This window comes from Ewingella americana ATCC 33852 (assembly GCF_000735345.1).
GTDB lineage: Bacteria > Pseudomonadota > Gammaproteobacteria > Enterobacterales > Enterobacteriaceae > Ewingella > Ewingella americana.
This window is the reverse complement of sequence record NZ_JMPJ01000066.1, coordinates 78,281-98,719: the sequence shown is the minus strand read 5'-3', so window position 1 is coordinate 98,719 and position 20,439 is coordinate 78,281. Positions and strand designations below refer to the sequence as shown.

General features: G+C 56.2%; 17 protein-coding genes and 1 pseudogene. 13 read left to right on the top strand and 5 right to left on the bottom strand.

The features are described 5' to 3' along the window. The first annotated feature begins 9 nt into the window (after window positions 1-9). Window positions 10-567, top strand: a complete 558-nt coding sequence (nudE, locus tag GEAM_RS17085; protein ID WP_034793839.1) for an ADP compounds hydrolase NudE — start codon at window positions 10-12, stop codon at window positions 565-567. Window positions 568-667: 100 nt separating this feature from the next. Here nudE and mrcA read toward each other — a convergent pair whose 3' ends face one another. Beyond that, complete coding sequence (gene mrcA, locus GEAM_RS17080; RefSeq protein ID WP_034793836.1) at window positions 668-3,223, bottom strand: peptidoglycan glycosyltransferase/peptidoglycan DD-transpeptidase MrcA; 2,556 nt, start codon at window positions 3,221-3,223, stop codon at window positions 668-670. 121 nt (window positions 3,224-3,344) lie between these two features. Between mrcA and pilM the strand changes: the two genes are divergently transcribed. The 11 genes and pseudogenes from pilM to trpS all read left to right on the top strand — a co-directional run bounded on the left by pilM (window position 3,345) and on the right by trpS (window position 13,479). Further along, entirely contained in the window at window positions 3,345-4,193 is an 849-nt protein-coding gene (gene pilM, locus GEAM_RS17075; protein ID WP_034793833.1) for a pilus assembly protein PilM, read from the top strand. Continuing rightward, window positions 4,193-4,738 (top strand): PilN domain-containing protein, encoded by a 546-nt coding sequence (locus GEAM_RS17070; protein WP_034793830.1) that lies wholly within the window; start codon window positions 4,193-4,195, stop codon window positions 4,736-4,738. Before pilM ends, GEAM_RS17070 begins: the two co-directional genes overlap by 1 nt. Window positions 4,739-4,753: 15 nt before the next feature. Then, window positions 4,754-5,623, top strand: coding sequence for a hypothetical protein (locus GEAM_RS17065; protein ID WP_034793828.1), 870 nt, complete (start codon window positions 4,754-4,756; stop codon window positions 5,621-5,623). Window positions 5,624-5,660: 37 nt separating this feature from the next. Continuing rightward, the gene (gene hofQ, locus GEAM_RS17060; RefSeq protein ID WP_034793825.1) at window positions 5,661-6,932 is read left to right on the top strand and encodes a DNA uptake porin HofQ; all 1,272 of its coding nucleotides are present in this window, start codon (window positions 5,661-5,663) and stop codon (window positions 6,930-6,932) included. A 344-nt stretch (window positions 6,933-7,276) separates the two neighbouring features. Beyond that, the gene (aroK, locus tag GEAM_RS17055; protein WP_034793822.1) at window positions 7,277-7,798 is read left to right on the top strand and encodes a shikimate kinase AroK; all 522 of its coding nucleotides are present in this window, start codon (window positions 7,277-7,279) and stop codon (window positions 7,796-7,798) included. Between the two features lie 57 nt (window positions 7,799-7,855). After that, window positions 7,856-8,938: a 3-dehydroquinate synthase gene (gene aroB, locus GEAM_RS17050; protein WP_034793819.1), complete on the top strand. Its 1,083-nt coding sequence runs from the start codon at window positions 7,856-7,858 to the stop codon at window positions 8,936-8,938. A gap of 141 nt (window positions 8,939-9,079) precedes the next feature. Continuing rightward, window positions 9,080-10,120 carry an SPOR domain-containing protein gene (locus tag GEAM_RS17045; protein WP_034793816.1) on the top strand — a complete coding sequence of 347 codons (1,041 nt, stop codon included), beginning with the start codon at window positions 9,080-9,082 and terminating at the stop codon, window positions 10,118-10,120. A gap of 80 nt (window positions 10,121-10,200) precedes the next feature. Then, window positions 10,201-11,013, top strand: a complete 813-nt coding sequence (gene dam / locus GEAM_RS17040) for an adenine-specific DNA-methyltransferase (RefSeq protein WP_034793813.1) — start codon at window positions 10,201-10,203, stop codon at window positions 11,011-11,013. 61 nt (window positions 11,014-11,074) lie between these two features. Next, window positions 11,075-11,764, top strand: a complete 690-nt coding sequence (gene rpe, locus GEAM_RS17035; protein ID WP_034793810.1) for a ribulose-phosphate 3-epimerase — start codon at window positions 11,075-11,077, stop codon at window positions 11,762-11,764. Then, window positions 11,757-12,469 (top strand): annotated as a pseudogene (locus GEAM_RS17030) (phosphoglycolate phosphatase). The gene rpe and the pseudogene GEAM_RS17030 overlap by 8 nt, the downstream one beginning before the upstream one ends. A 2-nt stretch (window positions 12,470-12,471) precedes the next feature. Further along, window positions 12,472-13,479 (top strand): tryptophan--tRNA ligase, encoded by a 1,008-nt coding sequence (trpS, locus tag GEAM_RS17025; protein WP_034793805.1) that lies wholly within the window; start codon window positions 12,472-12,474, stop codon window positions 13,477-13,479. An 82-nt stretch (window positions 13,480-13,561) separates the two neighbouring features. Here trpS and cysG read toward each other — a convergent pair whose 3' ends face one another. Genes cysG through nirB form a run of 3 tightly spaced genes read right to left on the bottom strand, consistent with a single transcriptional unit; the run spans window position 13,562 to window position 17,834 of the window. Then, on the bottom strand, window positions 13,562-14,944 hold the full coding sequence (cysG, locus tag GEAM_RS17020) for a siroheme synthase CysG (RefSeq protein WP_034793804.1): 1,383 nt from the start codon (window positions 14,942-14,944) through the stop codon (window positions 13,562-13,564). Window positions 14,945-14,958: 14 nt separating this feature from the next. Beyond that, on the bottom strand, window positions 14,959-15,285 hold the full coding sequence (gene nirD / locus GEAM_RS17015) for a nitrite reductase small subunit NirD (RefSeq protein WP_034793802.1): 327 nt from the start codon (window positions 15,283-15,285) through the stop codon (window positions 14,959-14,961). Then, window positions 15,282-17,834 carry a nitrite reductase large subunit NirB gene (gene nirB / locus GEAM_RS17010; RefSeq protein WP_034793800.1) on the bottom strand — a complete coding sequence of 851 codons (2,553 nt, stop codon included), beginning with the start codon at window positions 17,832-17,834 and terminating at the stop codon, window positions 15,282-15,284. Before nirB ends, nirD begins: the two co-directional genes overlap by 4 nt. Window positions 17,835-18,112: 278 nt before the next feature. Here nirB and GEAM_RS17005 point away from each other — a divergent pair, with 278 nt between their 5' ends. Further along, a complete protein-coding gene (locus GEAM_RS17005) occupies window positions 18,113-19,396 on the top strand; it encodes a cytosine deaminase (RefSeq protein WP_034793798.1) in 1,284 nt (427 codons plus the stop codon). On the opposite strand, the gene GEAM_RS17000 is transcribed toward GEAM_RS17005, so the two are convergent. Further along, a complete protein-coding gene (locus GEAM_RS17000) occupies window positions 19,393-20,403 on the bottom strand; it encodes a LacI family DNA-binding transcriptional regulator (RefSeq protein ID WP_034793793.1) in 1,011 nt (336 codons plus the stop codon). The two genes, GEAM_RS17005 and GEAM_RS17000, sit on opposite strands and share 4 nt — an antisense overlap. Window positions 20,404-20,439: the final 36 nt, after the last annotated feature.

Here is a 20,439-nt window from a genome sequence, read left to right as displayed (position 1 = left end):
GGGGAAACCATGGATAAGCACCTGCAAAAACCTGAGATTCTGAAAGTTGAGACTGTGGCCAGCTCTCGCTTATTTACCATCGAATCCGTCGATCTCACCTTCAGTAATGGCGTGCAGCGCGTGTACGAACGTATGCGTCCCTCTAATCGTGAAGCCGTGATGATTGTGCCGGTTATCGGCGATGATCTGCTGCTGATTCACGAGTACGCCGTGGGTATCGACAGCTATGAGCTGGGTTTTCCAAAAGGACTGATTGATCCGGGCGAAACGGTATTTGAAGCTGCCAACCGCGAGTTGATGGAAGAGGTGGGCTACGGGGCTCATCAGCTGGAGTTCCTCACCAAGCTGACCATGGCGCCGTCCTATTTCTCCAGCCGGATGAATATCGTGATTGCCAAAGGGCTGTATCCGCAAAGTCTGGAAGGCGATGAGCCCGAGCCTTTGCCGCAGACTCGCTGGCCGATTTCCCGCATGCTGGAACTGCTGAAAGAGCCTGACTTCAATGAAGCGCGTAATGTCAGCGCGCTGTTCCTCGCGCATGATTTCCTGACGCGTAACGCTATCTAAGCCGCTGCTTTTACTCAGCCGCTTTCTCCCAGCAGCAAATATAAAAAAAAGCCGGTCATGCATGATGCAGACCGGCTTTTTTGTTTCAGGCGTTAGGCCATTAGAACAGCTCGTGTTCCTGACCGTTGTCCATGATCGTGGTCCCAACCTCATGCACGGCGTGCTCGGTCGGCTGAGTGCCGTCGATAAAGTACTCAGGACGGCTGCCACCGCCGCCATCAGACAGTTTACCCGTCTGCTTGTCGATGGTGACGGTCACGATGCCCGGAGGAGGTGTCTGCTTCTGCACAGGAACGCCTTCCAGCACGGCCTTCATATAGTCATCCCACGCCGGTTGAGCACTCTTCGCGCCGCCTTCGGCACCGGAGATCTGGTCTGGAATTGCGCCAGAAGCCGTGGTGCGGCCGAGGTCGCGACGGTGGTCATCGAAACCAATCCACACTGAGGTCACGACATCCGGGCCATAGCCAGAGAACCAAGCATCTTTCGAGCTGTTGGTTGTACCGGTTTTACCACCAATATCGTTACGCTTCAGGTCACGACCCGCGCGCCAGCCGGTACCCATCCAACCTGGTTCACCAAAGATGTTGGTGTTCAGCGCATCGCTGATCAGGAAGGAGAGCGGGGTACTGATCACGTGCGGCGCATACTGGTCTTCACCCGTCGGCTGCTGGCCTTCCGGGACTTGCTCCAGTTTTGGCATCGGCACGCTGTTGTTGTTATTGCCTTCGCTGGAAACCGCCACGTTCTCGACGTTGTCGTCAGACAGCACGGCTGATTTCTGCGTGTCGCCGTAAATCACCGGAATATTACAGGTGCGGCAGGCAATTTTAGGTTTCGCTTCAAACTGGACCTGACCTGACTCATCAACGATTTTGGTGATGAAGTATGGGTCAACCAGATAACCGCCGTTGGTCAGTGCGGCATAGCCACGAACGACCTGCAACGGAGTGAAAGAGGCAGAACCCAACGCCAGTGACTCGGAGTGAACAATGTTGGCCGCAGGGAAACCGAAGCGCAGCAGGTATTCCGCCGCGTAGTCCACGCCCATCGCACGCATCGCACGCACCATGACCACGTTCTTAGACTCGCCCAGCCCCTGACGCAGGCGGATTGGGCCAGCATAGGTTGGAGGGGAGTTCTTCGGACGCCAATCTTGACCAGCACCGGCATCCCAACGGGTAATTGGCATGTCGTTCAGAATGGTTGCCAGCGTCAAACCTTTGTCCATCGCGGCGGTATACAGGAATGGCTTGATGTTCGAACCTAACTGACGCAGAGCCTGTGTCGCACGGTTGAACTTGCTCTGGTTAAAGTCAAAACCGCCGACCAGCGCTTCTACAGCACCGGTATTCGGGTTGAGGGAAACCAGCGCCGAGTTGACATCAGGCACCTGCGCCAACCACCAAACGTCACCGACTTTACGCACCCAGATCTGCTGACCCGGCTGCACCACGTCAGAGACTTTCTTCGGCGTCGGGCCTTGGCTGTTGTCGGTACGATAAGGTCGCGCCCAGCGCATGCCGCTAAACGGCAGAGAAATCACCGCGCGGTTGGACATGGTCGCCGTAGCTTGTTCGCCGTCAACCTGCGTCACCACGGCTGGGAACAGCGGGCCGTAAACTGGCAGGGTTTTCAGCGACTGAACGATTTTCTGCTCATCCCACGGCGTTTCACCCACTTTCCACAACTGGTTCGATGGGCCGCGATAGCCGTGGCGCATGTCGTAGTTCAGCACGTTGGTACGCACGGCGTCTTGTGCTGCCAACTGGGTTTTCTTGGTGATGGTGGTGTAGACCATGTAGCCGTCGTTATAGGCGTTGTCGCCATAACGTTTGACCATTTCCTGACGAACCATCTCGGTCAGGTAAGGTGCTGAAAACTCAATGTGCGGCGCGTGGTAATTGGCAATCAATGGCTCAGCGCGCGCTTGGTCATATTGGGCCTGAGTGATGTATTTCTCATCCAGCATACGGGCCAGAACGGTATTGCGACGGGCCAATGAGCGATCGTGCGAATAGAGCGGGTTGAAGGTTGACGGCGCTTTCGGCAGACCGGCAATCACCGCCATCTCGCCCAGCGTCAACTGGCTCACGTCTTTGCCGAAATAGACCTGTGCCGCAGCCCCCACGCCGTAAGCGCGATAGCCCAGATAGATCTTGTTCAAATAAAGCTCAAGGATCTCATCCTTGTTCATCATTTGTTCAATGCGGATAGCCAGAAACGCCTCTTTGATTTTACGGGTCAAGGTGCGTTCAGGGCTTAAGAAGAAGTTACGCGCCAGCTGCTGAGTAATGGTACTCGCACCTTGGGACGCATGGCCGGAGACTAAGGCCACGGAAGCCGCACGGAAAATACCGATTGGGTCAACGCCATGGTGCTCGTAGAAACGGCTGTCTTCCGTAGCAATAAAGGCATGCACCAGCTCCGGTGGGATCTGGCCAAGTTTCAGCGGAATACGACGTTTTTCACCGTACTGAGCGATCAAATCGCCTTCAGCACTATAAACCTGCATAGGTGTTTGCAAGCGCACGTCTTTGAGCGTGGCGACATCAGGGAGCTGTGGCTCGATATATTTGTACAAGCCAAATATCGAGGCTGCTCCCAGCAAAATGCAACACACTGCAAGAATCAAAAAATACTTTACGAACTTCACCTGAGATTTCCCATTTAGTGGCAATTGGGCAGTTTATAAACAACCGCGCGGTAGTATAAAGGCAAGCCTACGACATGGATACGTTCTTTTATGAACTTGACGATATGGAGATCAGACGCAAATGCGATCACAAGCATGGCAGGTGGGCCTGGATATTCAAGCTGGTTTTGCCCGAGCGATCGCCGTCCAACGGCGACATTACGGTTGGCAACTGAGGCAGTGGTGGGAGCATCCTCTGCCCCCGCTTTCTTTACGCGGGGGGATTTTACATGAGACCACGGCGCTTTCAGCTATTTTATCGAATTGGCGGCGCACCCTTCCTGTAAAAATTTCGTTGCGAATTTGTCTTCCTGCTCATCGGGTTATGCAGCACAGCCTGCCGCTTCCTGATGCCCGGCTGTCTGGCGCGGCCCGCAGCGCTTTTATCTTGGCCAGCGGTGCCAAGCACTTTCCACTCAGCGTCGAACAACTGGTGATGGACTACCGCGCCGCGCCGATGGACGCGCAAAACATCATTGTCACGGCGGCTCGCCGCGAAGAGATGCAGCAGTGGCAGCGTTTTCTGGCTGAATCTCATCTCGTGCCAGAAGTGGTCGAGCTTGCCCCCTGTGCGTTGCAACTGGCGGCAAGCTGCGCGGGGGAAAGCGCGGATAAACTGCTGCTGCACCGGCTTGATGAAGGCTGGCTGTGGGTTTCGCCGCACGGGCTGCCGTTTCAATTTGGCGTGTTTGATGCGCAGGAAGTCAAAGACATCAGCCAGCTCGCCAGTCTGGCAAAAGAACAGTACCGCGCGGCAAAGCTCTGCGACGAAGAGATGCTGTTCAGCAGCTCGCGGGTAGAAGAGTTACCTTTGGGCGTCGGCGCGTGGTCGCCGTTTCGCGCATTAACCCAGCTCTCCCCGCCGCTGCCAGCCAACCCTGCGGCCTTCGCGCTGGCAATGGGCTTAGCCCTGAGAGCGAGGGATAGCTGATGTTGCAGGTGAATTTACTGCCGTGGCGCGCCCAGCAAAGGCAGCAGCGTAAACGCCTTTGGCTGTGCCTCACGGCGCTGCCGCTGATGCTCATTCTGCTGGCGGCCTTGGCGTGGTGGTGGCTTATCCAGCGCGATGTGGCGGAGCAGACAAGAGCCGCGCAGCACTGGGCTGAGTGGCAAACCCGTTTAGAGGCGCAGCTTAAGAAAGTTGATCAAGCCCGGCAGCAATTAGCGTCGCTACAGTTGGCCGCCAGCCAGCGCCAGCAGCGCTATGAGCAGAGTGGGGCTTATCTGCAACTGCTTGGTTTGCTGTCGCAGAAAATCCCTGACGGCCTGTGGCTCACTCAGCTAACCGAAGGGGCCAGCGGCGTGCTCAGGCTGCAAGGCGAATCGACGGTTTACCACGCCGTGATGGCTTTCTCTCAGGCATTACAGCAGGAGCTGCTTCTCGCCGAGGTCCGGCTGCTGGATATCCAACGCCAGCCCAATCACAACCTGCACTTCTTGATGCAGCTGCGCCTCGCGGTTTCGCAACGCGACTAAATAAAGGAGAGGGCGATGAACCAAGCCTTACTCAGTGCCTTTGACCACGCGCTGGAGCAGCCCGTCTGGAACCGAATCTTGATGCTGCTCCTGCTCGGCGGTGCGTGCTGTGGGCTGCTCTACTTTTTCCTGCTCAGCGCCGCTTTGCAGCAGCGGCAAGAGGCGCGTCAGCAAAGTGCCGATTTGCAGCAGGGCGTTTTACAGCAGCAGAAAACCTTGCTGACCCAGCCCGCGCTGGCGGTGCTTTTGCAGCAACAACGGTCGCTACTTGCTAGCAGCGAGCAGCAGCCAGTGGCTCTGCTTGAGCAGATAGCCGCGCCGCTGCGCGAGTCGAAAAGCACCTTAGTTCAGTGGCAGCCCGCCGAGCGTGGCGTCTCATCTTTGCCGGATGAACCGAGCGCGGAGCAGGGCAGTTTGTCGGTGAAGGCCAGCTTCGAGGCATTAATGGAATTGATGCGCCAGTTGGCAGACAGCCCCAACGCGCCAAGTTGGCATCAGTTGAGCCTGCGGGCAGTGGGCGGGCAATTGGAGGCTCGCTTCGATTTAACCGCCGAAAGGCTCAGGCCCAAGCTGCTCGCGGAGCATAAGAAAAGTGAAAGCGGAGTTCGGGACCCTTTCGCTCCGACTCAATCCGCTTCCTGCCCGGACCCTATTCATAGCTTTAAAGGCGTGCTGCTGGGTGGAATTATAGGCAGCGGCGACCAGCGGAAAAGTTGGCTAATGTGGCCGGGCGCGGGCTGGCAACAGGCTTCCTCCGGATGGCGCGACGCTGCTACTGGCTGGCGGGTCGACGCCGTCACGTCTCGCGAGGTGCTGTTTGACTTAGACCAGCCGCCCTGTGCTGCTCAACAATTTACGCTTCAGTTAGGTCGCCAACACCAATAAGGCGGCTGCGGATTTTATGCCAAGGAAAGGAATAATAATGAATCGAGTAAAAGGCGCGGTTGGCGGGATATTCCTCTGCTTCGCACTACTAATCAGTGTGCCGGGCCGGGCGACTGCCAGCATGCCGATAACGCTGGAATTTCAAAACGCGCCGCTGACCCTGATATTGCAAGCGCTGGCGGACCACCAACAGATGAATTTGGTCACCGCGCCGGGCGTGCAGGGCAATTTGAGCGTCAGGCTGTCCGACGTGCCTTGGCAGCAGGCGCTGGATATCATCCTGCAAATGGGCAATGTCACCAGCTACCGGCAGGGGAACGTGCTGATGGTTTCACCGGCGGCCGACCCCGCCCAGCTTCGACTCAAGAAAGAGCAAGAGAGCCAAGACGAACTGCGGCAAAGGCCGCTAACCAGCATGACGCTTGCGCTGCATAATGCCGACGCCACTGAGACGGCGGCGAGCCTCAATGGGCAGAAAGGCTCACTATTGACGGAAAGAGGGCTGGCGTCAGCGGACATCCGCACCAATACGATTTTGGTTCGTGACACCCAGCAAGCGCTGGACGCCGTCGCGCCTTGGGTCAAGGAGATGGATTTGCCTTTGCAGCAGGTGCAACTGGCGGCGCACATTGTCACCATGAACAGCGAAAGCCTGCGCGAACTCGGCGTGCGCTGGGGGTTCAGCGGCGACCATGCCGTCACCAAGTCGGTCAGGATGAATAACTTTACTATGGGCCTGCCGGTGGATAACCCGGCTTTCACTGCCGGGTTTAATCTGGCGCACATCAGCGGTCGCATTCTGGATTTAGAACTGACCGCGCTGGAGCAGGAGAATCAGGTGGAAATTATCGCCAGCCCGCGCCTGCTTACCGCCCACATGCAAACGGCCAGCATCAAGCAGGGCAGCGAGATCCCTTATCAAGTCTCCAGCGGCGGCCGTGGGCGCACTTCTATTGAGTTCAAAGAGGCCGTGTTGGGCATGGAAGTGACGCCAAAGATCCAGCGCAACGGCAATATCACGCTAACCTTACATATCAGCCAAAACATGCCGGGCAAAACCGTGAAACAGTCGGAGGGCGAGGCGCTGGCGATTGATAAACAAGAGATCAAAACTCAGGTGACGGTTAAAGATGGCGAAACCGTGGTGCTGGGCGGCATATTTCAAAGACACCATCAGAACACGCAAAGCAAAGTCCCCTTGCTGGGGGATATCCCGCTGGTCGGTTCTTTATTTAAACATCAGGCAAAAAACCAGAAACGACGCGAACTGGTGATTTTTATTACTCCCACCTTAATTAACAGCCAATAGGTGCCAGCGGGGGTAACAAAAACAGCGAAATAGTGTTGAGCTGATAGAACTTTTTGCGTCCCGAAAGGCTTCTGAGTTTGACGCTGACATCGATTTAGCTTACAAGGGTTACCGAATTGAGCACCGTGATTTTTAATGACTGCTGACACGCCGATAAAAAACGTACGGTTTCCCTCCCGCGGCGCGCGATGCGATTTATTCGGTTGCCAAACTACCAAGAGTGTTGAGATAATTTTTGTCTGATCTCGCACTATCGCTCATGAGGTTTCAGTTTAGGTCCCGCCGCTAATTTGATTGGCGGGGCGGGTTATCATCAACGAATTGTCTTAGTAATACCGAAAAACATGGCAGAGAAACGCAATATCTTTCTGGTTGGGCCTATGGGTGCCGGCAAAAGCACTATTGGTCGACAGTTAGCTCAGCAACTCAATATGGAGTTTTTCGACTCCGATCACGAAATTGAGCGACGTACCGGAGCTGATGTAGGCTGGGTATTTGATTTAGAAGGCGAAGACGGATTCCGCGACCGCGAAGAAAAAGTGATCAACGAACTCACAGAAAAGCAAGGCATCGTTCTGGCGACCGGTGGGGGTTCTGTTAAATCACGCGAAACCCGCAACCGTTTATCAGCGCGTGGCGTTGTCGTCTATCTTGAAACTACCATCGAAAAACAGTTGGCGCGTACACAACGCGACAAAAAACGTCCATTGTTACAGGTGAGTTCACCTCCACGCGAAGTGCTTGAAGCACTGGCGAAAGAACGTAACCCACTGTATGAAGAAATTGCGGATGTGACTATCCGTACTGATGATCAAAGCGCCAAAGTCGTTGCTAACCAAATCATTAACATGTTGGAAAGCAATTAATTTTTGGCATTCTGTTGTTGCCTGAAGGTGTAAGTTAAGAAGGTCACTGAGCGCGAAATGGAGAGGATTACCGTAACCTTAGGGGAGCGTAGCTACCCAATTACGATTGCTGCCGGATTGTTCCACGATCCGGCTTCTTTTATGCCTGTTAAGGCAGGTGATCAGGTCATGCTGGTAACAAACCAGACTCTGGCACCTCTCTATCTGGACTCTGTTCGTTCAGTGCTGGAGCAGGCAGGCGTTCGTGTTGATCAGGTGATACTGCCTGATGGTGAACAATACAAATCCCTGTCTGTTCTTAATGATGTTTTCTCAGCCCTGCTGGAAAAACCTCATGGTCGCGACACCACGCTAATCGCCCTCGGTGGCGGCGTTGTGGGCGACTTGACCGGCTTTGCTGCCGCCAGTTATCAGCGTGGGGTACGCTTTATTCAGGTGCCTACCACGTTGTTATCTCAGGTCGATTCTTCCGTTGGTGGCAAAACTGCCGTCAACCATCCGCTTGGCAAAAACATGATCGGCGCGTTCTATCAACCCGCTTCGGTTGTGGTCGATCTCGACTGCCTGCGCACCCTGCCTGCCCGTGAGATGTCCTCCGGTCTGGCTGAGGTCATAAAATACGGCATTATTCTTGATGCCGACTTCTTCGATTGGCTTGAAGACAATATGGATGCCCTGTTAGCGCTGGATATGAACGCGCTGGCTTACTGCATCCGTCGTTGCTGCGAGATAAAAGCTGACGTGGTTGCCGCCGATGAGCGCGAAAGTGGTATGCGCGCTTTGCTCAATCTTGGCCATACTTATGGGCATGCTATTGAAGCAGAAATGGGTTACGGCAACTGGTTGCACGGTGAAGCCGTTGCAGCTGGCATGGTCATGGCTTGTTATACCGCGCATCGTTTAGGCCAATTTACTCTGGCTGATATTGCCCGAGTGAAAAATCTGCTAGTGCGCGCCGGACTGCCGGTGACCGGTCCTCAGGAGATGCCAGCTGAAGCCTATTTGCCGCACATGATGCGTGACAAGAAAGTCTTGGCCGGCGAACTGCGTCTGGTGTTACCGAAAGCGATTGGTCAGTCTGAAGTTCGCTCCGGTGTATCTCATGAAATGGTGCTGGCATCGATTGAGGATTGTCGGTAACGCCTCTGCCTGTGTGCTGCGTGTCACAGGCTTGCGCCTACCCTTTACCCCTTTGCCAGCAAAGCGTTATATTTATCAGTCAGGATAGTTGCTCCGCATAAGGCCGCATTTGCTGGTCTTTAGCCGGGTTGGAGGTTTTAGATGGATGATTTAACACCGGAAGACGATCTCAAGCCAGACACTAGCGATCGCCGCCCAACGCGCTCACGCAAACCGCCTTCTTCTGGACCTAAACTTGCCGTATCGCGCCAGCATGTGATGATTGGCGTCGGTATTCTGGTTCTGCTGTTACTGATTGTCGGCATTGGTTCAGCCCTCAAAGCCCCAACCAAGCACGAAGCTTCTCAAGTCAATAATGGGCCGAAAGACATTAACTTGTCGGGTTCAGGCAATGACGCAGCGGCACCGGCTCAGCCAACTGAGCAAGCTCAACAGAACGCGGCCGCGCCGAGCGGTGACGCTCAGCCGAAAAGCATCGGTCTGCCACCTATTTCCTCTACGCCAACTGACGCTCAGCCACAGCCCGACAACGGCCAGGCCAAAGAGCGTGTTGATTTGCCGGGCGACATGTCTGACGCGCTCTCTTCTCAGCAAGGTCAGGTTAACTCTGCCGCGCAGGATGGCATTAATGCGGGAGCACAGTCGCTGACTTCATTGCCGACCGCGCCAGCCACCGTTGATGGTGCTGCCAAAGGCACTGCGCCAGTCGCGCCGCGTAACACACAGCAGCAGACGACGCACAAAGCCGCGCAGCCAAAAGCCACGCACACTGCGCCAGCCCACGCCAATAAGCCTGCGGCTAGCAAGCCAGCGGCAACTAAACCGGCAGCGACAGCGTCTCATCCGGCGAAAGAAACGACTAAACCTGTTGCCACGGCGAGTGCGCCAGCGACGGGTAGCGGCGGCGCGATTAAATCCGCACCGGGCAGCCATTTTACGTTGCAGCTGAGCGGGGCTTCACAGTCCAACTCCCTGAACGCCTTCGCTAAGCAGCAGGGCCTGAAAAACTATCTGGTTTATCAGACTTCGCGTGATGGCAAACCTTGGTATGTTCTGGTGAGCGGCAACTATGCTTCTTCCGCTGAGGCTAAGAGCGCAATTTCTCGTTTGCCAGCTGAAGTTCAAGCCAAAAAACCGTGGGTTAAGCCTGTACATCAAGTACAGCAAGACCTGAAAAAATGAATCTGATCTCAACGCGATTTGCTGTCTAAAAACAGGGTACAATCCGCGGCTGTGAATTGTATAAGTAGCTAACTGACGGCATGAAGAAAAACCGCGCTTTTTTGAAATGGGCTGGTGGCAAATACCCGCTGGTCGATGACATCAAACGTCATCTTCCAGCAGGTGATTGTTTAATAGAGCCTTTTGTTGGTGCGGGGTCGGTGTTTCTTAACACCGACTATAAATCGTACATTCTGGCCGACATCAACAGCGACCTGATCAACCTCTACAACATTGTTAAAACGCGCACCGCAGAATTCGTGCGCGATGCTCGCGTGCTGTTCTCTCCTGAATTCAACCAATCAGAACGTTTCTACGCCTTGAGAGAAGAATTCAACCTGACGAGTGATATCTACCGCCGCTCGGTGTTGTTCCTGTATCTCAACCGCCATTGTTACAACGGGCTGTGTCGCTATAATCTTAGCGGTGCGTTCAATGTGCCTTTCGGCCGCTACAAGAAACCCTATTTTCCGGAAGCGGAACTCTACTGGTTTGCTGAAAAAGCACAGAATGCACAGTTTGTATGTGAGCATTACCAGCAAACTCTGCTGAAGGCAGTGCCGGGCGCGGTGGTCTATTGTGACCCTCCGTACGCGCCATTATCGGCTACGGCGAATTTTACGGCTTACCATACCAACAGCTTCAGCATGGCAGATCAGCAGAATCTGGCCCGTCTGGCGTTACAGTTATCCTCTGAGCGTGACGTGCCGGTGCTGATTTCCAACCATGAAACGCCGCTCACGCTGGAGTGGTACGCCGGAGCGAAGCTACATCGGGTCTCTGCCCGCCGGACTATCAGCAGCAATGTCTCGCAGCGCAGTAAAGTGAATGAACTGTTAGCGCTTTATCGCTGATCTTTCTCGTTGATATCACACCGATTATTTCTGTAACCCTATGAGTAGTTTGGAGAAGCGGATGAAAAAGTTTTTGATTGCCCCGTCTATTCTTTCGGCTGACTTTGCGCGTTTAGGCGAAGACACGGTGAAAGCACTGGAAGCTGGCGGTGACGTCGTACACTTCGACGTCATGGATAACCATTACGTGCCTAACCTGACCATCGGGCCTTTGGTCTGCCAGTCGCTGCATAATTACCTACAGAAATCCGGCATCAACGCGCCAATCGATGTCCACCTGATGGTTAAGCCGGTTGATCGCCTGATCCCGGACTTCGCCGCAGCCGGTGCCACTTACATCTCTTTCCACCCGGAAGCGTCTGAGCACCTTGACCGCACCATTCAGCTGATCAAAGAGCACGGCTGTAAAGCCGGTCTGGTGTTCAACCCGGCCACCTCGTTGAGCTACCTCGATTACGTGATGGACAAGCTCGACGTGATCCTGCTGATGTCAGTCAACCCGGGCTTCGGCGGCCAGTCGTTTATTCCGGGCACCCTCGACAAGCTGCGTCAGGTACGCAAATTGATCGACGACAGCGGTTATGACATCCGTTTGGAAATTGACGGTGGCGTGAAAGCTGAAAACATTGGTGAGATTGCCGCAGCGGGCGCTGACATGTTTGTCGCCGGTTCTGCCATCTTCAACCAGCCTGACTACCGCACGGTCATTGACCATATGCGCAGCGAACTGGCGAAGGTTTCCCATGACTGATTCTCTGCCAGCGGGCGTTATGTCACTGAAAGGCGCTGCTTTTGATCTCGACGGCACCTTGGTGGACAGCGCGCCGGGTCTGGCGGACGCGGTCGATATGGCTCTGAAAGATATGGGCTTACCGGCCGCAGGCGTTGAGCGTATCAGCACTTGGATTGGCAACGGCGCTGATGTCATGGTGGAACGCGCCGTGCGTTGGGCTGAGGGAGATATGTCTCCGGCCGCTCTTCAGCAGGTACGAGATAAATTCGACCACTACTACGCCGACACCGCCGCCGGGGGCAGCCGCCTCTATCCACAGGTTAAAGAGACACTGGCCGCCTTGCACGCGCAGGGCCTGCCGCTGGGTCTTATTACCAACAAGCCGACGCCGTTTGTCGCGCCACTGCTGGCATCGCTGGGCATCGAAAGCTATTTTTCGGTGGTGATTGGCGGTGATGATGTTGTACAAAAGAAACCGCACCCCGCGCCGATTTACCTGATGCTCGCGCAGCTTGGTTTACGCGCCAGCGAACTGGTTTTTGTCGGGGATTCGCGTAATGATATTCAGGCGGCTCAGGCTGCCGGTTGCCGCTGCGTTGGTTTAACGTACGGCTACAACTACGGTGAAAGCATCGCGCTGAGCAAGCCCGACAGCGTGTTGGACCATTTCGCCGACCTCTTGCCCACTTTTGGGCTTTTATCTTAAAAGATCAGGAAGCATAAAAATGAGTAAACCCATCGTATTTAGTGGTGCACAGCCCTCAGGTGAACTGACCATTGGCAACTACATGGGTGCGCTGCGTCAGTGGGTTAAGTTGCAGGACGATTACGAGTGCATTTACTGCATCGTCGACCTGCATGCGATCACCGTGCGTCAAGACCCTGCGCAGCTGCGCAAGGCGACGCTCGACACGTTAGCGCTGTACTTGGCCTGCGGCATTGACCCGCAAAAAAGTACCATTTTTGTGCAATCCCACGTTCCTGAACACACGCAGCTGAGTTGGGCACTGAACGGCTATACCTACTTCGGTGAGCTGGGCCGTATGACCCAGTTTAAAGACAAATCAACGCGTTATGAAAACAGCGGTATCAGCGTTGGTCTGTTTAACTACCCGGTATTGATGGCTGCCGATATCCTGCTGTACCAGACCAATCAGGTACCCGTAGGCGAAGACCAGAAGCAGCATTTGGAACTGAGCCGCGATATCGCCAACCGTTTCAATGCGCTGTATGGCGACGTGTTCACTATTCCAGAGCCATTCATTCCTAAGTCCGGCGCGCGCGTGATGTCTCTGCAAGAGCCGACCAAGAAGATGTCCAAGTCTGACGATAACCGTAATAACGTTATCGGCCTGCTGGAAGATCCGAAGGCAGTGGCGAAGAAAATCAAACGTGCAATGACTGACTCCGAAGAGCCGCCTGTCGTGCGTTATGACTTAGTCAACAAGCCGGGTGTCTCTAACTTGCTGGATATCTTGTCTGGCGTGACCGGCAAAAGCATCCCTGAGCTGGAAGCTGAGTTCGACGGCCAGATGTATGGTCATCTGAAAGGTGCAGTAGCGGATGCTGTCTCAGGCATGCTGACCGAGCTGCAAGAGCGTTATCACCGTTTCCGCAATGACGAAGCTTTGTTGCAGCAGATCATGCGTGATGGCGCAGAGAAAGCTCGCGTTCGCGCAAGTGCCACGCTGGCTAAAGTTTACGAATCTATCGGACTGGTTGCCGCGCCGTAAGCTTCAAGCTTGAGCAATAAAAAACCACGCCTCGGCGTGGTTTTTTTATGTCAGTCAATCTGCCGCAACTTGGTCTAAATAGTTAACTGGCAGTCTCGCTGGCAAACCAATTCAATTGCTTACGCAAACTGACCACTGAGCCAACGATAATTAAACTTGGACTTTCCACTTGCTTGGCAAGCTGGCTGAGGGAGGACAATTCCCCTGTGATCACCCGTTGGCGCTGGGTGGTGCCATTTTCTACCAGTGCAACTGGCGTGGTTGCCGCGAGGCCGTTTTTCAGCAGGTTGGCCTGAATATCTGCCGCCTGCGTCAGCCCCATATAGAACACCAGTGTCTGCTTGCCCTGCGCCAGACAGGCCCAGTCGAGCTTGCCATCCTGCTTGGCGTGGCCGGTTATCAGCCGAACGCTCTGCGCGTGGTCGCGGTGAGTCAGCGGAATGCCACTGTAGGCCGAACAGCCGGAGGCCGCCGTAATGCCCGGCACCACGGAGAAGGCAATGCCTTCCGCTTTCAGCGCTTCCAGCTCTTCGCCGCCGCGCCCGAAGATAAACGGGTCACCGCCTTTCAGCCGCACCACGCGTTTACCCAGCTTGGCCTGTTCGAGCAAAATATCGTTGATTCTCTCTTGCGGCACGCAGTGGTGCCCGGCGCGTTTGCCGACAAAAATCCGCTCGGCGTCGCGGCGAACCAGGTTCAGCACGGCGTCAGACACCAGACGGTCATACACCACCACGTCGGCCAGCTGCATCTGTTGCAGGCCTTTTAGTGTCAGTAATCCGGCGTCTCCCGGCCCTGCGCCCACCAGCACCACTTCGCCATGATGCTCCACCGGCTGGCTAAATAGCTCTTCTATGTAGGCGTTGCTCTGCTGGGTGTCATTGTTGGCCAGCGACTGCGCCAAACGATGATGATTAAACAGCTTTTCCCACCAGCGGCGGCGTTGCGACATATCCTGAAAATGGGTTTTCACTCGCTGGCGCAACTGCCCGGCTGTGTCGGCCAGTTTGCCGAGATGCTGAGGAAGAATCGCCTCCAGCCGTTCGCGCAGCAGGCGGGCCAGCACCGGAGCATTGCCGCCGGAGGAGACGGCGATCATCAGCGGAGAACGGTCGATAATCGACGGCATGATGAAGCTGGCGCTTTCCGGCGCGTCCACCACGTTACAGAACACCCGGCGCTGCTCGGCGGCTTGGCTGACTTGCTGATTCACCACGTCGGAATCCGTTGCGGCGATCACCAGCCACTTTTCATCCACCAGCAGCGGCGAGAACTCTCCGCGCAGCAGGCGCACTTTCCCTTCGGCTTCCCAGACCTCGAACTGCGCGCTGAAGCTGGTGGCATTCACCAGCAAATCAGCTCCGGCGTCGAGCAGCAGCCGTGCCTTGCGCTCCGCGACTTCTCCCGCCCCGACCAGCAGACAGGCTTTGTTGTGTAACTGGCAAAACAGCGGGAAATAGTCCATCGCGCGCGGCGCTCCTAAAGATTAATTTGCACGTTGCCGTCGCGGACTCGCGTCGGGTAGGCGGTGATCGAGTGACTCTCATCTTCCATGCACAGTCCGTCCGTCAGGCGGAAATGCTGCTTTTTCAGCGGGCTGGCGACCCACAGCTCGCCCTGATGCTCGGCGATAATGCCGCGCGACAATACGCTGGCTTGGGCGAAAGGGTCAATATTCGATAAAGCAAAAACGTGTTCATCAGCACGCGGGCGGAACAGCGCCACTTGCTGCTCGCCGGCCAGCGCGCAGACGCCGCAGCCCGGCAGAATTTGTTCAATAGAACAGAGGGTTAGCCACTGGCTCATAATACTTCCTCCCCGGCATCAATTAGGTTAACGGGAATACGTTCTTCAGGCCGCGCTGGGCGGTGTTGCTGGCGCTCGCCGACGAACTGCACGTTCGGGTCACGCTGGGCGCTGTTGATGAAGTGGGTGAAGCGGGTTTGCGCCGCCGTGTCGTTCAGCGTTTCCTGCCATTCGCAGACCGTCGACTCGCGCAGGCGAGCGAGTTCCGCTTCCAGCTGCTCATTCAGGCCGAGTTTGTCGTCAATGATCACTTTGCGCAGGTAATCAATGCCGCCTTCGAGGCTATCCAGCCAGACCGAGGTGCGTTGCAGCTTATCGGCGGTGCGGATGTAGAACATCATGAAGCGGTCGAGGTATTTCAGCAGTTGGTCATTGTCCAAATCGGCTGCCAGCAAATCGCCGTGGCGCGGCTTCATGCCGCCGTTGCCGCAGACATACAGGTTCCAGCCGTTTTCGGTGGCGATGATCCCCACGTCTTTGCCCTGAGCTTCTGAACATTCACGGGTACAGCCCGAGACGCCGAATTTCATTTTGTGCGGGGTGCGGATGCCCTTGTAGCGGTTTTCCAGACTGATGCCGAAGCCCAAGCTGTCGCCGACACCAAAGCGGCACCAAGTGCTGCCTACGCAGGTTTTCGCCATGCGCAGTGCCTTGGCGTACGCCTGACCTGTTTCGAATCCGGCATTAATCAGCTTCTGCCAAATAGCCGGTAAATCGTCTTTCTGTGCGCCGAACATGCCGATGCGCTGTGAGCCGGTGATTTTGGTATAGAGGTTATATTCCGCCGCGATCTCGCCAATGGCTTGCAGACCCTGCGGGGTGATTTCGCCGCCCGGTGAGCGTGGGATCACTGAGTAAGTGCCGTCTTTCTGCATGTTGGCGAGGAACACGTCGTTGGTGTCCTGAAGAGGCGCGTGCTGCGGTTTGAGCACGTAATCATTCCAGCAGGAGGCCAGCAGCGAGCCGACGGTCGGCTTACAGACTTCGCAGCCGTAGCCCTGACCATATTTCGCCAGCAGCTGCTCGAAGGACTTAATGCCTTCGACGCGGATCAGATGGTAAAGCTCTTGGCGCGAGTAGGCGAAGTGCTCGCAAAGGTGATGATTCACCTCGATGCCTTGCTTGCTCAGTTCGGCATTCAGCACTTGGGTCACCAGCGGGATACAGCCGCCGCAGCCGGTACCGGCTTTGGTGGCGGACTTCAGCGCCGCGACCGTGTGGCAGCCGCCCTGAACTGCTTTGATGATGTCGCCCTTGGTCACGTCGAAGCAGGAGCAGATTTGCGCGTTTTCCGGCAGGGCGTCGGTGCCAATCACCGCGCCGCCGCTGCCCGCGTAGGCTGGCAGGATCAGCGCGTCCGGGTTTTCCGGCAGTGGAATGCTGTTGAGCACCAATTGCAGCAAATTGCCGTAATCGCTGGTGTCGCCGACCAACACCGCGCCGAGCAGGGTTTTGTTGTCTTCGCTGACCACCAGACGTTTGTATAAAGCTTTGCTTTCATCGAGATAGACATAGCTGCGCGCGCCTTCGGTGCGGGCATGGGCATCGCCGATACCCGCCACGTCAACGCCCAGCAGTTTGAGCTTGGCGCTCATGTCCGCGCCGGTAAATTGGTTTTCGCGGCCCAGCAGATGATCGGCGGTGACCTGAGCCATTTTATAGCCCGGCGCGACTAAGCCGAAGGTGCGCTGGTTCCACGAGGCGCATTCGCCGATGGCGTAGACATCCGCGTCGCTGGTCTGGCACTGGTCGTTGATCACGATGCCGCCGCGCGGCGCAATCTCTAAATCACACTGGCGCGCCAGCTTGTCCTGTGGTCGGATGCCGGTGGAGAAGACGATGAAATCCACTTCCAGCGAGCTGCCGTCGGCGAAAGCCATGGTTTTGCGGGCAAACTGGCCGCCTTGGGAGATCTCTTTGGTGTTCTTCGCGGTATGAACCTGAACGCCCATGCTTTCGATTTTCTGCCGCAGCTGGTTGCCGCCCATCACGTCGAGCTGCTCGGCCATCAGGCCGGGGGCGAATTCAATCACGTGGGTTTCGACGCCCAGATTTTTCAGCGCGCCTGCGGCTTCCAGCCCCAACAGGCCGCCGCCGACTACCGCGCCGCGCTTGCTGCGACGTGCGCAGGCTTCAATGGCGTGCAGGTCTTCAATGGTGCGATAGACGAAGCAGTCTTGGCCGTCAGACCCGGCAATCGGCGGCACCCACGGGTAGGAGCCGGTGGCGATCACCAGTTTGTCGTAATAGAGGGTGCGGCCGCTGCTGGAGTGAATCACCTTCTCGGCGCGGTTGAGCGTGATGGCGCGCTCGCCGACCAGCACCTTAACGCCGTGCTTCTCGTAGAAGCCTTCGCGCACCAGAGATAACTCTTCGGCGGTGTGGTGGGAAAAATAGGAGGAAAGATGAACGCGGTCATAGGCGACGCGCGGCTCTTCACAAAATACCGTGATATCGAACTGGCCCGGCTCGGCTTTATCCAGTAAATCTTCAATAAAGCGATGGCCGACCATGCCGTTACCAATAATCGCCAGTCTGACTTTGCTCATGTTTGCCTCGAAATTGATTTCTATAGGCTCAACATAACGCGCGTGAAGTCGGGCACCTTGACGCAAATCAAGCCGCCTCTAATATACTCCCTAGGTGGTATTTGACTGATTTATATTGGTTTTTATGTAAGTGGACGATTTTAAATAACTTTGTTGCCAGCGAGGCGCAGGGGCGCATGTTGGGTGAAAAACGTGCGCTGACTCAAGTAATAGGATTCCCAACGGGCGGGTTTGGGCTATTGTTGGCAAAGAACATCAAAATCTCAGCGAGGTAACCGGTGACTCAGACCAGTTTGCAAACTATCAAAAACGTTCGACTGCCTTACGCCGACGGGCTGTGGCAGATTCAAATCGAAGGCGGGCGCATTCGCCAAATCACCAGTCAGCCGCAGGGGAATGGGCAGACCGAGGGCGTGCTGGATGCGCAGGGCGGGCTGGCGATCCCGCCGTTTGTCGAGCCGCATATTCATCTCGATACCACCCAGACTGCCGGGCAACCTGCGTGGAACCAGTCTGGCACCCTGTTCGAAGGCATTGAACGCTGGGCCGAGCGCAAGGCGCAGTTGACCCACGAAGACGTCAAGGCGCGGGCGTGGCAGACCCTCAAGTGGCAGATTGCCAACGGCATTCAGCACGTGCGAACTCACGTGGATGTCTCTGACCCGACGCTGACCGCGCTGAAAGCCATGTTGGAAGTAAAGGCCGAGGTCGCGCCTTGGGTCGACGTGCAAATCGTCGCTTTCCCGCAGGAAGGCATCATGTCCTATCCCAATGGCGAAGCCTTGCTGGAAGAGGCATTGAAGTTGGGAGCCGACGTGGTGGGAGCCATTCCGCATTTCGAATTTACTCGCGAATATGGCGTGGAGTCGCTGCACAAGACCTTCGCGCTGGCGCAAAAGTACCACAAGCTTATCGATGTACACTGCGATGAAATCGACGACGAACAGTCGCGCTTTGTGGAAACCGTCGCGGCACTCGCCCTGCGCGAAAATATGGGCGCGCGCGTTACTGCCAGCCACACCACGGCGATGCACTCTTACAACGGGGCTTACACCTCGCGGCTGTTCCGCCTGCTGAAGATGTCCGGCATTAACTTTGTCGCCAACCCGCTGGTGAATATTCATCTGCAAGGTCGCTTTGACACTTACCCGAAACGTCGCGGCGTGACGCGGGTGAAGGAGATGCTCGACGCCGGAATTAACGTCTGTTTCGGCCATGATGACGTGTTTGACCCGTGGTATCCGCTGGGCACCGCCAACATGCTGCAAGTGCTGCACATGGGGCTGCATGTCTGCCAGCTGATGGGTTACCAGCAGATTGACGACGGCCTGAAGTTAATCACCACTTACAGCGCCAAAACCCTGAATCTTCAAGGCTATAACTTGAAAAGCGGCAATGAAGCCAATCTGGTGATCCTCCCGGCTGAGAGCGGATTCGACGCCGTGCGCCGCCAAACGCCGGTGCGCTATTCCATCCGCCGTGGGGTGGTGATTGCCGAGACGCAGCCCGCGCAGACGGTGATCCATTTGCAGAAAACCGAGTCGGTTAACTTCAACAGTTAGACGGCCTGCGCGTCAGTGCGCGGTGGCGCGATAGAGTCGCGGCTGACGATTTTCGGTGGGAACTGCTGGTGGAGGATATCGCCCTCGAGCGACAGCTCATCCAGCAGTAGCCGCGTGGCGAACTGCGCCATATCGGTGATAGGGAAATGCACGCTGGTCAGCGCCGGGCGGACAAACTCGGCGCGTTCGCCGCTGTCATAGCAAATCAGCGAAATGTCTTCCGGCACCCGCAGGCGGTGTTCGCTGATCGCCAGCAGGGCGCCAATCGCCATATCCTCGTTGCAGCAGTAAATCGCCGTCGGCTTCACCGGCTGGCGTAATAAGGTGTCAGTGTGGCGGAAGCCGCTGTCCAGCTTGTAATCCCCCTCTAGCGTCGCCAACGGCGCAATTCCTGCCTGCTGCATGGCGTCGGCGAAGCCTTGCCAGCGCAGTTTGGCGGAGTGGCGTTGCAGCGGCCCGCTGATGCAGGCTATCTGCCGGTGACCGGCGTCGAGCAGCATTTGGGTAGCAATACGGCTGGCGAGGGCGTGGTCGAAACTGATGCAGCGAGATTCCAGTCCGGGGACCAGACGGTCAAGCAGCACGAAAGGATTGTTGTCATGAGCCAGCTGTTTCAGGCGTTCATCGCTGATGTGGCGCACGTGCAGGATCAGGCCGTCACAGCGCAAGCCGAACAGCCGCGCAATGGCCTGCTGTTCGTTCTCCTCGCTGTCACGCCCTTGAGTGACGACTAACTGCTTGCCCTGCGACTCGGCTTCGGTTTGCACCACGTCCATCAGCGCGCCAAAAAACGCGCCGCGATAAGAGGTGGTGACTAACCCCAGCGTGTGGCTTTGGCTCGACGCCAGCGCACGGGCCGCCGGATGCGGGCTGTAGCCCAACATCGCGATGGCCCGAACCACGATTTCACGCGTGGCCGCTTTTACCTTTTGGTCGCCATTCACCACACGAGAAACGGTGGCCCTGGATACTCCGGCATAGGCTGCGACGTCTTCCAATGTCACCATACTGGCTCCTGTAGCCCCGCCAGTCAGGGGCAGGGA

What these genes read in the sequence shown, in the direction of transcription:
- dam (WP_034793813.1), top strand. Translation starts at nt 10,201, where the DNA reads ATGAAGAAAAACCGCGCTTTTTTGAAATGGGCTGGTGGCAAATACCCG.
- rpe (WP_034793810.1), top strand. Translation starts at nt 11,075, where the DNA reads ATGAAAAAGTTTTTGATTGCCCCGTCTATTCTTTCGGCTGACTTTGCG.
- nudE (WP_034793839.1), top strand. Translation starts at nt 10, where the DNA reads ATGGATAAGCACCTGCAAAAACCTGAGATTCTGAAAGTTGAGACTGTG.
- pilM (WP_034793833.1), top strand. Translation starts at nt 3,345, where the DNA reads ATGCGATCACAAGCATGGCAGGTGGGCCTGGATATTCAAGCTGGTTTT.
- nirD (WP_034793802.1), bottom strand. Translation starts at nt 15,285, where the DNA reads ATGAGCCAGTGGCTAACCCTCTGTTCTATTGAACAAATTCTGCCGGGC.
- GEAM_RS17070 (WP_034793830.1), top strand. Translation starts at nt 4,193, where the DNA reads ATGTTGCAGGTGAATTTACTGCCGTGGCGCGCCCAGCAAAGGCAGCAG.
- trpS (WP_034793805.1), top strand. Translation starts at nt 12,472, where the DNA reads ATGAGTAAACCCATCGTATTTAGTGGTGCACAGCCCTCAGGTGAACTG.
- GEAM_RS17045 (WP_034793816.1), top strand. Translation starts at nt 9,080, where the DNA reads ATGGATGATTTAACACCGGAAGACGATCTCAAGCCAGACACTAGCGAT.
- cysG (WP_034793804.1), bottom strand. Translation starts at nt 14,944, where the DNA reads ATGGACTATTTCCCGCTGTTTTGCCAGTTACACAACAAAGCCTGTCTG.
- GEAM_RS17065 (WP_034793828.1), top strand. Translation starts at nt 4,754, where the DNA reads ATGAACCAAGCCTTACTCAGTGCCTTTGACCACGCGCTGGAGCAGCCC.
- nirB (WP_034793800.1), bottom strand. Translation starts at nt 17,834, where the DNA reads ATGAGCAAAGTCAGACTGGCGATTATTGGTAACGGCATGGTCGGCCAT.
- hofQ (WP_034793825.1), top strand. Translation starts at nt 5,661, where the DNA reads ATGAATCGAGTAAAAGGCGCGGTTGGCGGGATATTCCTCTGCTTCGCA.
- GEAM_RS17000 (WP_034793793.1), bottom strand. Translation starts at nt 20,403, where the DNA reads ATGGTGACATTGGAAGACGTCGCAGCCTATGCCGGAGTATCCAGGGCC.
- aroB (WP_034793819.1), top strand. Translation starts at nt 7,856, where the DNA reads ATGGAGAGGATTACCGTAACCTTAGGGGAGCGTAGCTACCCAATTACG.
- aroK (WP_034793822.1), top strand. Translation starts at nt 7,277, where the DNA reads ATGGCAGAGAAACGCAATATCTTTCTGGTTGGGCCTATGGGTGCCGGC.